The following is a 13,719-nucleotide window of genomic DNA, read 5'->3' on the forward strand; positions in this document are numbered from 1 at the left end:
CGCCAGCGCAGCGATGGCAAGGAGTCTCGGAACGGCACGTCGCAGGTCCATGGTCACGATTGTGATAGGGCGCACGGAGGCAGCGGATCAGAGCAGTTCGTACACGGTGGCGTTCGCCATTCCGCCGCCCTCGCACATGGTCTGCAGGCCGTAGCGGAGGCCATTGCGTCGCATGTGGTGCAGCAGTGTCGTGGTCAGCCGCGCCCCGGAGGCGCCGAGCGGGTGACCGAGCGCGATCGCGCCGCCCAGCGGGTTGACCCGCTCCGGGTCGGCCCCCGTCTCGCGGAGCCAAGCGAGCACGACGGGGGCGAAGGCCTCGTTGACCTCGAAGGCTCCGATGTCGTCGATGCCGAGCCCCGCACGGGCGAGCACCTTCTCCGTCGCCGGGATCGGTCCGGTCAGCATGAGGATCGGGTCGGATCCGACGACGCAGACGCTGTGCACGCGGGCGAGCGGGGTGAGCCCGAGTGCGGACGCCCTCTCGCTCGTCATCATCAGGACCGCGGCCGATCCGTCCGAGATCTGCGAGGCGCTGCCCGCCGTCACGACGCCGTCGGCGCGGAACGGCGTCGGCAGTGCCGCGAGCCGTTCGACCGTGGTGTCGGGGCGGATCCCCTGATCGGTGGCCACGGTGCCGTCCTCGGTCGGGACCGGCACGATCTCCTCGTCGAAGAGGCCCGCCGCCCGTGCGGCGGCGGCCCGGGTGTGGGAACGCGCCGAGAACGCGTCGAGCTCGACGCGGCTCAGGCCCCACCGCTGCGCGATGAGCTCTGCGCCCCGGCCCTGGTCCCCGAGCTCGGGGTAGCGGGCGTGCATGAGCGGCCCGAAGGGATCCACGCCGACGGTGCTCGAGAACATCGGCACCCGGGACATGGATTCGACCCCGCCCGCGACGATGACGTCGGCGTGGCCGGCGATGATCGCGGCGGCGCCGGCCTGGATCGCCTGCTGCGACGAGCCGCACTGCCGGTCGATGGTCATGCCGGGAACGTGTTCGGGCAGCCCAGCCGCGAGGGCGGAATTGCGGCCGACGTTGAAGGACTGCTCGCCGACCTGCGAGACGCAGCCCCATAGGACGTCGTCCACGAGAGCCGGATCCAGGCCCGTCTCGGCCAGGACGGCGCGGATCGGATGGGTGGAGAGGTCGACGGGATGGATCCCGTACAGCGCTCCTCGCTCCGGCTTGCCGATCCCGACGGGGGTGCGGCGCGCGGCGACGACGACGGCGTCTCTGGTCATGGCACCATTCTCGGTCACAGCCCGAGGCTGCGGGCGATCAGCATGAGCTGCACCTCGCTCGTGCCCTCGCCCACCTCGAGGATCTTCGAGTCCCGGTAGTGCCGGGCCACGCGGTACTCGTTCATGAAGCCGTTGCCGCCGAACACCTGGGTCGCCGCGCGGGCGTTGTCCATCGCGGCGTCGCTCGCGGTGAGCTTGGCGATCGCCGCCTCCTGCTTGAACGGCTTGCCCGCGAGCATGAGGGCGGCGGCGTGGTAGTACGCCCGGCGGGCGACCTGCGCCCTGGCCTCCATGCGCGCGATCGTGAACGCGATGGACTGGTGGCCGCCGATGTGCGTGCCGAAGGCCTGGCGCTCCTTCGCGTAGCGCACCGCCTCGTCCACGCACCCCTGCGCGGCCCCGACCGCGAGCGCCGCGATCGCGATGCGGCCCTCGTCGAGGATCCGCAGGAAGTTCGCGTAGCCGCGGCCGCGCTCCCCGAGCAGGTTCCCCGCGGGCACGCGCACGTCGTCGAACGACAGTCCGTGCGTGTCGGACGCGTTCCAGCCGACCTTGTCGTACGGCGGGGCGACGGTGAAGCCCGGGGTGCCCGAGGGCACGGTGATGGTCGAGATCTCCTTGCCCCGCTCCGTCTCGCCGGTGACCGCGGTGACCGTGACGAACGCCGTGATGTCGGTGCCGGAGTTGGTGATGAACTGCTTCGAACCGTTGATCACCCATTCGTCGCCGTCCAGGCGGGCGGTGGTGCGGGTGCGCCCGGCGTCGCTGCCCGCGTCGGGCTCGGTGAGGCCGAAGGCGCCGAGCGTGCTGCCCGCGGCGAGGGAGGGCAGCCAGCGCTGCTTCTGCTCCTCGGTTCCGAAGCGGAAGATCGGCATCGCGCCGAGCGAGACCCCGGCCTCGAGCGTGATCGCGACGCTCTGGTCCACCTTCGCGAGCTCCTCCAGGGCGAGGCAGAGGGCGAAGTAGTCGCCACCCATGCCGCCGTACTCCTCGGGGAAGGGCAGACCGAAAAGGCCCAGCTCCGCCATGCCGGCGACTACCTCGTACGGGAAGCTGTGCTCGCGGTCGTGCTGGGCGGAGACCGGGGCCACCACCTGCTCGGCGAAGTCGCGGACCGTCGCGGACAGCTCGCGATACTCCTCGGGGAGTTCGGACGGGATGGTCTCGGACACGCTGATCAGCTCCTCGGTGAACGATCGGTAACTGAAATAGATGTTATCGACCGTTCACCCGGCTGTCCAGGATCGCTATCCTGGCGGCATGACCACCGCAAGGGCGCAGGGGAAGGCGCGTACCCGACAGCGCTTTCTCGACGCCGCGGCGCACCTGTTCGCGGATCGAGGCTTCCACGCGGTCTCGATCGGCGAACTCGGCACCGCGGTCGGCGTCAGCGGTCCCGCGCTGTACCGGCACTTCCCGAGCAAGGATGCGATGCTCGAGGAGATCCTCATCGGCACGAGCGAGTACCTGCTGCAGGGCGGCCAGGACATCGTCGCGGCCGATTCCCCCTCGGACGAGGCGACGCTCGACGCGCTCATCGACTTCCACCTGACTTTCGCGCTCGGCCATCGGGACATCATCCGGGTCCAGGACCGTGAACTCGGGACGCTGCCGACGTCCGCGAACCGCCAGGTGCGCAAGCTGCAGCGGCAGTACCTGACGCTGTGGGCGGAGGTCGTGGGCCGGATCCGCCCCGAGACGACGCCCGCGGACCGTCAGGTCGCCATGCACGCCGTCTTCGGGCTGCTGAACTCCACCGCGCACAACCGGGACAGGCTCGCCTCGGCCGACGAACGGGGGATCCTCTCCGCCTCGGCGCGTCGCGTGCTCGTCGGCTGAGCCGTCCTGCCTCGCGGGTGCCGAACGCGGGTGCCGAACCGGGGGGACGCGGAGTCGGCCTGCACCGTTCTCAGGACGGGCGTGCCGTCCCGACGGCAGGGCGCGTCGGAACGGTCGATGTCGCGATTCCGGCCTGAGAACGGTTCGTCGGACGGGCGCTGAAGATCCGCACCAGCGCTGCAGGACCGCCTAGCGCCCCAGCACCGCTCTGGCCTGCCGCAGCACCGGTTCGTCGATCATGCGGCCCTCGAACCGGAAGACGCCGGGCTGATGCGCGGCCTCCGCGAGCACGCGCTCGGCCCAGGACCGTTCCTCGTCGGTCGCCGCGTAGCCGTCGCGGATCACGGCGACCTGGCTCGGGTGGATGCAGGCGGTCGCGTCGAAGCCGCTCGCGGCGGCATCGACCGCCTCTGCGCGCAGCCCCTCCCGATCGGCGATGTCGAGGTGGACCGCATCGATGGCCGCCCGCCCGAACGCCTTGGCCGCGAGCAGCACGCGCGCACGGGCGTGCCGCGCGACGTCGCGGTAGACGCCCGCGGAACCGCCCTCGTCGATGCGGCTGGACCGGCCGCCCAAGCTGGCGACGAGGTCCTCCGCGCCCCACATCAGCCCGAGCGTCGCCGGATGCGCGGCGATCTCCTCGGCGTGCACGACGCCCTTCGCGGTCTCGCACAGAGCGAGCACGCGGAGTCCCGCCGCATGCGCCGCGTCCAGATCCGCCGCGCGCTCGGCCTTCGCCAGCATCACCGTGTCGTAGCGCGTGGCTGCGAGCGCGGCGAGGTCGAGGGCGTGCTCCGGCGACGCGGCGGGGTTGATCCGCACGATCGTGCGCCGGGGATCCAGGTCGCTCGCCACGAGCTTGTCCCGGGCTGCCGCCTTTTCGCCGGGTGCGACGGCGTCTTCGAGATCGAGGATCACCGCATCCGCGGCGGCCAGGGCCTTGGCGTAGCGGTCATTGCGATCGGCCGGGCAGAACAGCAGAGCGGGACCGGGGAGGCGTCGATCCGCGGCCCCGTCGAAGGCATCCTCGGCGCTCATGACGGATCCCCCGCCGCAGGCTGGCACCGCACGAGCGTGGCGCGTGTGGCGAGCGCGACGACTTCGTCGCGCTGATTGCGCATCGTGTGTGCCAACTCCACGATCCCCTGTCCCGGCCGGGTCGACGAGAGTCGCTTCGAGACGATCCGGGTCTCGGCGTAGAGCGTGTCGCCGACGCGGACCGGGGCCGGGAAGGACACATCGGAGAAGCCGAGATTCGCCACGATCGTGCCCATCGTGAGCTGCGCGACTGAGAGACCGACGAGGGTCGACAGGGTGAACATGCTGTTCACGAGCCGTTCGCCGAACTCGGTCTGCGCGCTCCAGGCCGCGTCCAGGTGCAGCGCCTGGGTGTTCATGGTCAGGGTCGTGAAGAGCACGTTGTCGGCCTCGGTGACCGTGCGCCCCGGACGGTGCAGGTAGACCGCGTCCTCCGCGAACTCCTCGAAGAACAGCCCACGCTGTTCGATGCGTCTCTCGGTCATGCGTCCTCCTCGTTCGCGGCCGCGCCAACCAGCGGATCCGTTCCGTCCCCCGTCGGTGCGGCATCCGGATCCGCGGGCAGGATCACCGCGAGGGTCTGCCCGCGTGCGACGGTCTCACCGGGGGCAGCCTTCAGCGAGACCGTTCCCGCGACGCCGGCGCGCAGCACGTGCTCCATCTTCATCGCCTCGACGACGAGGATGGGATCGCCCTCGGCCACGGTGGCGCCGTCCTCGACCTGCACCAGCACGACCGTGCCGGGCATGGGCGAGTCGAGGTGCGGCGCTGCGGCCGCGGGCCCGCCCGGAGCGTGGGCGGTGCGCGCGAGGGACACCTCGAACACGGCGCCGTCGACAGCGATCGAGACGCGGTCGGATCCGTCCTGCAGTGCGGCGATCGTGCGGGTCGATCCGTCCACGGTCGTGGTGACGGCCAACCCGGCCGGGGTGCGGAGGGCCGCGGGCACGAACGCGCCCGATCGATCCGGGTCGCTCCCTGCCGCGGTATCCGCCGCGGGGTCGGCGACGACGGAGATCGCGAGATCGGCTCCTGAGCCGCGCACCCGAACCGCTGCGCTCCGGTCCTCGCTGACGAGCCGGTAGCGACGGTCGACGGCGGGTCCGAGGCGCCAGCCGTCGCGTCGCGCCCAGGGTCCCGCTCCCGGATGCCCCGCGCCCTCCGAACACGACGCAGGAGATCCGGCAGTAGCGGCCTCGGATCCGACACCCACACCGGCCGAACTCCTGCGTCCTGCACCGGAGGAGGCCGTATCGAGCAGCAGCGCCGCCTCGGCGAATACCCGGACGTCCGCCTCGGCGAACGCGAGCTCGGAGAACCGGCGTGCGATGAGGCCGGTGTCGAGGTCGCCCGCGGCCACCTCCGGCAGCTCCAGCAGGGCACGCACGAACTCGACGTTCGTGGGGAAGCCGAACACCGCGGTGTCCGAGAGGGCGCCGACCAGTCGTCGCCGCGCCTGCTCGCGGTCCGCTCCGTGCGCCACGATCTTCGCGAGCATCGGGTCGTAGTCGATCGAGACGTCCAGTCCGTCCGCCAGCGCCGTGTCGACCCGGATCCCGGCGCCTCCCGGGTGGATCACGCGGGCGACGCGTCCTCCCGTGGGCAGGAACCCCGCCGCGGGGTCCTCCGCGTAGATCCGCGCCTCGATGCTGTGCCCGTGCAGCTCCACGTCCTCCTGGGCGAAGGGGAGCCGCAGGCCGGCGGCGATGAGCAACTGCTGCTCGACGAGATCCAGACCCGTCACCTGCTCCGTCACGGGATGCTCCACCTGCAGACGGGTGTTCATCTCCATGAAGAAGAACTCGTCCGGACGGGTGGCCTCCACGATGAACTCGACGGTGCCGGCGCCGCGGTAGTCCACGCTGCGCGCGGTCTCGCACGCGGCCTCGCCGATCGCGGCGCGGGTCCGCGCGTCGAGCAGGGGGGAGGGTGCCTCCTCGATGACCTTCTGGTGGCGCCGCTGCAGCGAGCACTCGCGCTCGCCGAGGTGGACCACCGTGCCGTGGGCGTCGGCGAGGATCTGCACCTCGATGTGCCGCGGCGTGGTCAGGTAGCGCTCCAGGAACAGTGCGTCGTCGCCGAAGCTCGCCGCCGCCTCCCGTCGTGCCGCGGCGAGGCGATCGGGCAGGGCGGACGCGTCCTCGACGACGTGCATGCCCTTCCCGCCGCCGCCCGCGGAGGGTTTGATGAGCAGCGGGTATCCGATCTCCGGGGCCGCGGCGATGAGCTCGGCGTCCGTCAGACCGGGACGGGCGATGCCAGGGACGGTCGGCACGCCCCGCTCGGCGACGGCGAGCTTGGCGGTGATCTTGTCGCCCATCGTGCGGATCGCGGCCGGCGTCGGCCCGATGAACGCGATCCCGGCGTCGGCGCAGGCCTCGGCGAACGCCGCGTTCTCGGCGAGGAAGCCGTATCCGGGGTGGATCGCCTCCGCACCCGTCGCGCGCGCGGCGTCGAGCACGGCCTCGATCGAGAGGTAGCTCTGCGCGGCGGGGGCAGGGCCGATGCGCACGGCGACGTCGGCGAGCGCGACGTGGCGGGATCCGGCGTCGGCGTCGCTGTAGACGGCGACCGAGCGGATGCCGAGTCGGCGCAGCGTCGCGATGATGCGGCAGGCGATCTCGCCGCGGTTGGCGATGAGGACGGTCTGGAACATGCGCATCACATCCGGAAGACGCCGTAGCCCGGCTGGTCGGCCGCGGCGCGGGGCGCAGGGTCGGGGAAGGAGCGCAGCACCACGTCGAGCGCCAGGCCCAGCACGTCGCGGGTCTCCTCCGGCGCGATGATGCCGTCGTCCCAGAGCCGGGCCGTCGAGTAGTAGGGGCTGCCCTGCTCCTCGTAGGCCGCGCGGATGGGAGCCTGGAACTCGGCCTCCTCCTCGGCGGACCAGGATCCTCCGGCCGCCTCGATCTGGTCGCGGCGCACAGTGGACAGCACGGAGGCCGCCTGGGGGCCGCCCATGACCGAGACGCGCGCGCCGGGCCAGAGCCAGAGGAACCGGGGGGAGTACGCCCGCCCGCACATCGAGTAGGTGCCGGCCCCGAAGGATCCGCCGACGACCACCGTGAGCTTCGGCACCGAGGTCGTCGCGACCGCGTTGACCATCTTCGCGCCGTGTTTGGCGATGCCCGAGGCCTCGTACTCCCGGCCCACCATGAAACCAGTGATGTTCTGCAGGAACAGCAGCGGGGTGCGACGCTGCTCGCACAGCTGGATGAAGTGCGCCCCCTTGAGCGCCGACTCCCCGAAGAGCACGCCGTTGTTCGCGATGATGCCGACCCTGTGCCCGTGGATGCGGGCGAAGCCGGTCACGAGCGTGGTGCCGTACTCGGGCTTGAACTCGGCGAAGGTGTCCCCGTCGACCACGGCGCGGATGATCTCCCGGGCGTCGTAGGGGGTGGTGAGCTCGACCGGCACGGTCGCACGCAGATCGACCGGTTCCGGATCCACCACCGGGGCGGGCGCCTCGGCCGGCGCGGGGGAGGGCGGGAGCGTCGCGACGATGTCGCGGACGATCTCCAGGGCGTGCTCGTCGTTCTCGGCGAGGTGGTCGGCGACGCCGGAGATCCGCGTGTGCACCTCGCCGCCGCCGAGCTCCTCCGCGGTCACGATCTCGCCGGTCGCGGCCTTCACGAGGGGAGGTCCGCCGAGGAAGATCGTGCCCTGGTTGCGCACGATGACGGTCTCGTCGCTCATCGCGGGCATGTACGCGCCGCCCGCCGTCGACGATCCCATCACCGCGGCGATCTGCGGGATCCCGTCGCGGGACATCCGCGCCTGGTTGTAGAAGATCCGCCCGAAGTGGTCGCGGTCCGGGAAGACCTCGTCCTGCAGGGGCAGGAAGGCGCCGCCCGAGTCGACGAGGTAGATGCACGGGAGGCGGTTCTCGGCGGCGATCTCCTGAGCGCGGAGGTGCTTCTTGACCGTGATCGGGTAGTACGTGCCACCCTTGACGGTCGCGTCGTTCGCGACCACGCACACCAGCCGGTCGTGCACGAGGCCGATCCCGGCCACGACCCCTCCCGAGGGCGCGTCGCCGTCGTACAGGCCGTCGCCGGCGAGGGGGGCGATCTCGAGGAAGGGGCTTCCGGTGTCGAGCAGGTGGTCGATCCGGTCGCGGGCGAGCAGCTTGCCCCGTTCGGTGTGCCGTCGACGGGCCTTCTCCGGGCCGCCGAGGGCCGCGGCGGCGCGCCGCGCGTGCAGCTCGTCCACCAGCTGCTGGTAGGTCGGCGCTGGCGCGTTCGGGGCGGATGTCATCGACACGGGATCCTCCATCGGCACTGACGGCGTTCCCGTTTAGATTAGCGGCCGTTAACTGAAATGTCCACGGGTGGGAGCTCGTCGGACCGCCCGGTCCTCAGACGCCGTACTCGGCGCGGATCCGATCGCGCAACTGCACGCTGCACGCCGCCACCGTCTCGTCCCAGACGGTCGTGGCGCCGTCCTGCGCGGTGTCGGAGATCGCGCGCAGCACGCGGATCGGCACGCCGAACTGGTCCGCCACCCAGACGTAGGCGAAGGTCTCCATGTCCACGAGCACGCCGCCCAGGCCCTGGATCCGCTCGACGGCCGCGGCGTCGTCGACGAAGATGTCGCCGGTCGCGATCACCAGACCCTCCCTGCCCGTCTCCACCCGCGGCGGGAGCGACACGTGCTGCCCGATCACGCCGTCCAGATCCTGCACGTCGTGCTGGATCGCCGCGGTCACCTCGTACACCCCGCCCGGCAGCTGCGGATCCACTCCGCCCGCGGTGCCGACGACGACGACCTCCTCGTACGGGGCCGCGTCCAGCGCTCGCGTGAGACCGTACGCCGCCTTGAGCTTGCCCGGTCCTGTGACGAGCCGCTCGAAGCCGGCGAGGTCTTCCGGGAAGGCCTGGAGTTCGGATTCGAGCGCGGCGACGAGGAGTCTCATGCCTCCATCCTCCCGCACGTTCACATTCCCGAAACGTGTGAGGGCGGATACTGGGAGGACGAGCGAAGGAGAGCCATGACGCTGCAGCAGGAGATCGCCGAGGATCTGGGCGTTCGGCCGGAGATCGACCCCGCGGCCGAAGTCGAGCGGAGGGTCGGCTTCCTCGCCGAGTACCTGCGACACACCGGGGCGAAGGGCTACGTGCTCGGCATCTCGGGCGGCCAGGACTCGACGCTCGCCGGACGTCTGGCCCAGCTCGCGGTGGAGCGCGTGCGGGCCGAGGGCGGCGAGGCCGTGTTCATCGCCGTGCGCCTGCCCTACCGCGTGCAGCACGATGCGGCCGACGCCGCGGAGGCGATCGCGTTCATCCGCGCGGACGAGGTCGTCGAGGTCAACATCGAACACGGCGTCGACGGGCTCGAGCAGGATCTGGAGGCCGCGGGCGTCGGAGAGATCAGCGACTTCACCCGCGGCAACATCAAGGCGAGGCTGCGGATGGTCGCGCAGTATGCGATCGCCGGCCAGCGCGGCCTGCTCGTGATCGGCACAGATCATGCCGCGGAGGCCGTGACGGGGTTCTTCACGAAGTTCGGCGACGGCGCCTGCGACCTCACCCCGCTCGCCGGGCTCAGCAAGCGGCAGGGGCGCGCGCTGCTGCGCGTGCTCGAGGCGCCGGAGCGGCTGGTGGTCAAGGTGCCCACGGCGGATCTGCTGGACGGCACGCCCGGACGGACGGACGAGGACGAGCTCGGCCTCGCGTACGAGCAGATCGACGACTACCTCGAGGGGCGCGTGGTCGCCGCCGACGTGGCGCAGCGCATCGAGGCGCGCTATCTCTCGACCGCGCACAAGCGCCGCCAGCCGGTCACCCCCGACGATACGTGGTGGCGCTGACGGCCCTCGGGACGGCCGTGTCCGCGGTCCCGTCTAGGGTCGAGGCGACGGCCTGATCGGGTCGCCACCCGAAGACAGGAGCCGTCGTGCGCGTGATCACCCCCTCCGGATCCGACCGGAATCGCGTGATCTGGAGCGCCACGGATCTGAAGCTCGCGGCGGAGTGCGAGTTCGCCTGGGTGCGGTCGCTCGACGCGAAGCTCGGGCGCATCGACGCCGTCGAGGATCCGGAGGATGCGACGCTCGCCCGTGCCGCGGCGATGGGCGACGCGCATGAGCAGGTCGTGCTGGAGGACTACCTCGAGCGTCACGGACGCGCGGTCGACGGCGGGCCGGGCGTCGTCGAACTGCCCAAGGTGTCCTCGACCGACGCCGGGGCCCTCGCGGCGGTGGTCGCCGACACCGAGCGTGCGCTGCGTTCCGCGGCGACGGTCGTCTACCAGGCCGCTTTCTCGACGCCCGAGTTCGTGGGCTTCGCCGACTTCCTGCTGCGCGATCCCGACGGCCGATGGCGCGTGCAGGACTCCAAGCTCGCCCGTACCGCGCGCGTGACCGCGCTCATGCAGCTTGCGGCATATGTCGATCAGCTCGACCGCCTCGGCATCCCTCGCTCGGACGAGGTCGACCTCATCCTCGGGGATCGCCGGGTGTCGACGCATGCCGTGGCAGATCTGCTGCCGCTGTTCCGCGTGCGCAGGGCCCGGCTGCGGGCCCTCATCGCCGACCGCAGGATCGAGCTCGGCGCGCGGGGCGAGCCGCTGGCCTGGGGCGACGATCGCGGCGACCTCCAGGTGGTGGCCTGCGGCCGATGCGCGACCTGCACGATCGAGGTCGAGACGCACAGGGACCTGCTGCTCGTCGCGCGCATGCGCCCGGTGCAGCGCGCGCGGCTGCGTGCGGCCGGCATCGAGACGATCGATGCCCTCGCGTCCGCCGAGGTCGGGCCGGAGGGGATGAACGCCGAGTCGTTCCATGCCCTGCGCGCACAGGCCCGCCTGCAGGTGAGGGCCCTGGCAGAGGCGTCGGCGGCCGAGGTGGCCGAGTTCCCTCCGGGGGCCGAGCAGGGCGGTGTGCCGGTCGCTCCAGTCGTCCCGCCGTTCGAGGTCGTGTCCGCCGCGGCCATCGGGATGATGCCGCGGCCCAACCGCGGCGACCTGTTCTTCGACTTCGAGGGGGATCCGCTCTACACCGAGCCGGGCGAGAAGCAGCCCTGGGGGCTGGACTACCTCTTCGGCTGGGTCGACGACGCCGAGCAGTACTCCGCGCTCTGGGCGCACGACTTCGCGGCGGAGCGTCAGGCCTTCCTCGACTTCCTCGACTTCGTCACCGCGCGCCGGGCGGCGCACCCGGACATGCACATCTACCACTACGCGCCCTACGAGACCTCGCACCTGCAGAACATGGCGGAGCGCTACGGCGTCGGGGAGGCCGAGGTCGACCGGCTGCTGCGCGACGGCGTCTTCGTGGATCTGTACCCGCTCGTGCTGCGGACGGTGCGCGTCGGATCCCGGTCGTACTCGATCAAGAAGCTCGAACCGCTCTACATGGGGGCGGAGATCCGCACGAGCGAGGTGCAGAAGGGCGACGAGTCCATCGTCCAGTACGTGCAGGCGCGGGAGCTCGCCTCCGCGGGACGCACGGCCGAGGCGAAGGAGATCCTCGACGACCTCGCCGACTACAACCGGTACGACTGCGTATCGACGCGGCGGCTGCGCAACTGGCTGATCTCGCTCGCGCGCGAGGCGGGGGTCCTCCCGGCGCCGCCGGACGAGCCCGAGGCCCGCGCGTACGAACCCGCACCGCTCTCCCTGGCGCTGCAGGCCGAGGCGCGGCGCGCGCAGGCGTTCGCGGGAGCAGAGCCGACCGATCCCGACGGCGACGCGCAGACGTACCGGGTCGCCGCCGCGGCGATCGACTACTTCCCCCGCGAGGCGAGGAGCTTCTGGATCGGGCACTTCCAGCGCCTGCGCGAGCCGGTCTCGCTCTGGGAGTCGACGCGCGACGTGCTGCGCGTGGATCCCGATCGTTCCGAGGTCGTCGAGGACTGGGGGATGGACGAGGGCGCACGGGCCGTCACCCGCCTCGTCGACGTGCGCGGCGAACTCGCTCCGGGCAGCACGCTCGGAGTGGGCGGAACGCCGTTCGCGCTCTACTCCGCGCCGGCGCCCTTCTCGGGTTCCTTCCCCTCTCGGGTGATCCATGTGCCGCACGAGGTGCAGATCATGGAGGTGCTCGACGACGGATATCGTGTGCGCGAACGCTCCGTCGGGGGGCAGACGTGGGACGAGCTGCCCCTGGCCCTTACTCCGGCCGCGCCGCCCCGCGTGTTCTCCCTGCAGGGCGCGATCGAGGAGTGGGCGGCGACTCTGTTGAACACCGCGCCGGTGTTCCCGCACGACGCCGCGACCGACATCCTCCGACGCGCGGTGCCCCGCACGACGTCCGGGGCCCCGCTGCCCGTCGCCGAGCCCCGCGGCGACGCCGAGAGCGGCGACAGCATCGACACGGCCGACGCGATCGTGCGCGGCGTGCTCGACCTCGACCACAGCTATCTCGCGGTCCAGGGCCCGCCGGGCACGGGCAAGACCTTCACCGGCGCGCAGGTGATCGCGCGACTCGTGAACGAGCACGGCTATCGCATCGGCGTCGTCGCCCAGTCGCACGCCATCGTCGAGCATCTGCTCGACCGGGTGGTCGCGGCGGGTGTCGACCCGTCGCGGGTTGCGAAGGCGCCGAAGGATCCGCACGGCGCCGAGCCGGTCTACACGCCGATCCGCAAGGACGGCATGGCCGCGTTCCTCGCGCAGCGCGGTCCGATGGGCGACGGGACCGGTGCGGTCGTGGGCGGGACGGCGTGGGACTTCAGCAGCACCAAGCGCGTCGGGCGCGGCGAGCTCGATCTGCTCGTCGTCGACGAGGCAGGGCAGTTCTCGCTCGCATCGACGATCGCGGTGGCCGCGAGTGCCCGGAACCTGCTGCTGCTCGGCGACCCGCAGCAGCTCCCCCAGGTGAGCCAGGGCACGCATCCGGAACCGGTGGACACGTCGGCGCTCGGCTGGATCATGCACGATCGCGCGGTGATCGATCCCGCGTACGGCTCCTTCCTCGCGCGATCCTGGCGCATGCACCCCGCGGTGGCGGCGCCCGTCTCGCAGCTCGCCTACGCGGGACGGCTCGCGTCGGCCGAGGGGGCGCAGCGGCGGCGGATCGAAGGGGTCGCGCCCGGGCTGCACGTGCGGCCGATCCGGCACCGCGGCAACGCCACGCAGTCGCCCGAGGAGGCGGCCGAGGTGGTCCGGATCGTCGAGGACCTCATCGGACGCGTCTACATCGACGGGATGGACGGCGACGGGCAGGACAGCGACGCCGGGATCGGCATCGGTGAGGGCGCTCGTCCGCGCCCCCTCGTGCCCTCCGACGTGATCGTGGTCGCGCCCTACAACGCGCAGAAGCAACTCATCCACGATGCGCTGGACGCGGTCGGACTCGGCGACGTCGCGGTCGGCACCGTCGACAACTTCCAGGGGCGGGAGGCGGTCGTCTCGATCACGTCGCTGGCGGCCTCGAGCGGCCGCGATGCCCCGCGGGGACCGGAGTTCCTGCTCCTGCAGAACCGGCTCAACGTGGCGATCTCGCGCGCGAAGGTCGCGGCGTTCCTCGTGCATTCGCCGGCGCTGCTCGACGACCTGCCGTGGACTCCGGAGGGCGTGGCGCGTCTCAGCGCTTTCGCGCACCTCGTCGGGGCGGATCGGGAGGACGATCCCGCCGTCTGATCCGCCCCGTCAGCCCGTGCG

10 protein-coding genes are annotated in these 13,719 nt (G+C 71.7%); 3 read left to right on the top strand and 7 right to left on the bottom strand.

All coding sequences use genetic code 11. From position 1 onward, the window contains the following. Positions 1-87: 87 nt before the first annotated feature. Complete coding sequence (locus Q0P88_RS01115; RefSeq protein ID WP_295010444.1) at positions 88-1,239, bottom strand: thiolase family protein; 1,152 nt, start codon at positions 1,237-1,239, stop codon at positions 88-90. A gap of 14 nt (positions 1,240-1,253) precedes the next feature. Then, positions 1,254-2,399 carry an acyl-CoA dehydrogenase family protein gene (locus Q0P88_RS01120; protein ID WP_295010574.1) on the bottom strand — a complete coding sequence of 382 codons (1,146 nt, stop codon included), beginning with the start codon at positions 2,397-2,399 and terminating at the stop codon, positions 1,254-1,256. Between the two features lie 100 nt (positions 2,400-2,499). On the opposite strand from Q0P88_RS01120, the gene Q0P88_RS01125 reads away from it, so the two are divergent. Continuing rightward, positions 2,500-3,078, top strand: a complete 579-nt coding sequence (locus Q0P88_RS01125; RefSeq protein ID WP_295010445.1) for a TetR/AcrR family transcriptional regulator — start codon at positions 2,500-2,502, stop codon at positions 3,076-3,078. Between the two features lie 189 nt (positions 3,079-3,267). Here the strand turns inward: Q0P88_RS01125 and Q0P88_RS01130 are convergent, their stop codons facing one another. The 5 genes from Q0P88_RS01130 to Q0P88_RS01150 form a co-directional block, all read right to left on the bottom strand. Further along, positions 3,268-4,116 carry a CoA ester lyase gene (locus Q0P88_RS01130; RefSeq protein WP_295010446.1) on the bottom strand — a complete coding sequence of 283 codons (849 nt, stop codon included), beginning with the start codon at positions 4,114-4,116 and terminating at the stop codon, positions 3,268-3,270. Further along, a complete protein-coding gene (locus Q0P88_RS01135) occupies positions 4,113-4,601 on the bottom strand; it encodes a MaoC family dehydratase (RefSeq protein ID WP_295010447.1) in 489 nt (162 codons plus the stop codon). Before Q0P88_RS01135 ends, Q0P88_RS01130 begins: the two co-directional genes overlap by 4 nt. Next, complete coding sequence (locus Q0P88_RS01140) at positions 4,598-6,772, bottom strand: biotin carboxylase N-terminal domain-containing protein (protein WP_295010448.1); 2,175 nt, start codon at positions 6,770-6,772, stop codon at positions 4,598-4,600. Before Q0P88_RS01140 ends, Q0P88_RS01135 begins: the two co-directional genes overlap by 4 nt. Positions 6,773-6,777: 5 nt before the next feature. Beyond that, the gene (locus tag Q0P88_RS01145; protein WP_295010449.1) at positions 6,778-8,391 is read right to left on the bottom strand and encodes a carboxyl transferase domain-containing protein; all 1,614 of its coding nucleotides are present in this window, start codon (positions 8,389-8,391) and stop codon (positions 6,778-6,780) included. Positions 8,392-8,473: 82 nt separating this feature from the next. Then, positions 8,474-9,031 carry a nucleoside phosphorylase gene (locus tag Q0P88_RS01150; RefSeq protein WP_295010450.1) on the bottom strand — a complete coding sequence of 186 codons (558 nt, stop codon included), beginning with the start codon at positions 9,029-9,031 and terminating at the stop codon, positions 8,474-8,476. A gap of 75 nt (positions 9,032-9,106) precedes the next feature. Here Q0P88_RS01150 and nadE point away from each other — a divergent pair, with 75 nt between their 5' ends. Together nadE and Q0P88_RS01160 are read left to right on the top strand one after the other, a co-directional pair. Further along, the gene (nadE, locus tag Q0P88_RS01155) at positions 9,107-9,925 is read left to right on the top strand and encodes an ammonia-dependent NAD(+) synthetase (protein ID WP_295010451.1); all 819 of its coding nucleotides are present in this window, start codon (positions 9,107-9,109) and stop codon (positions 9,923-9,925) included. An 86-nt stretch (positions 9,926-10,011) separates the two neighbouring features. Continuing rightward, positions 10,012-13,698, top strand: a complete 3,687-nt coding sequence (locus Q0P88_RS01160) for a bifunctional RecB family nuclease/DEAD/DEAH box helicase (protein WP_295010452.1) — start codon at positions 10,012-10,014, stop codon at positions 13,696-13,698. Positions 13,699-13,719: the final 21 nt, after the last annotated feature.

It is taken from the genome of uncultured Microbacterium sp. (assembly GCF_945952435.1).
GTDB lineage: Bacteria > Actinomycetota > Actinomycetes > Actinomycetales > Microbacteriaceae > Microbacterium.

Coding starts and splice junctions, on each gene's coding strand:
- Q0P88_RS01115 (WP_295010444.1), bottom strand. CDS start 1,239: ATGACCAGAGACGCCGTCGTCGTCGCCGCGCGCCGCACCCCCGTCGGG.
- Q0P88_RS01125 (WP_295010445.1), top strand. CDS start 2,500: ATGACCACCGCAAGGGCGCAGGGGAAGGCGCGTACCCGACAGCGCTTT.
- Q0P88_RS01130 (WP_295010446.1), bottom strand. CDS start 4,116: ATGAGCGCCGAGGATGCCTTCGACGGGGCCGCGGATCGACGCCTCCCC.
- Q0P88_RS01135 (WP_295010447.1), bottom strand. CDS start 4,601: ATGACCGAGAGACGCATCGAACAGCGTGGGCTGTTCTTCGAGGAGTTC.
- Q0P88_RS01140 (WP_295010448.1), bottom strand. CDS start 6,772: ATGTTCCAGACCGTCCTCATCGCCAACCGCGGCGAGATCGCCTGCCGC.
- Q0P88_RS01145 (WP_295010449.1), bottom strand. CDS start 8,391: ATGGAGGATCCCGTGTCGATGACATCCGCCCCGAACGCGCCAGCGCCG.
- Q0P88_RS01150 (WP_295010450.1), bottom strand. CDS start 9,031: ATGAGACTCCTCGTCGCCGCGCTCGAATCCGAACTCCAGGCCTTCCCG.
- nadE (WP_295010451.1), top strand. CDS start 9,107: ATGACGCTGCAGCAGGAGATCGCCGAGGATCTGGGCGTTCGGCCGGAG.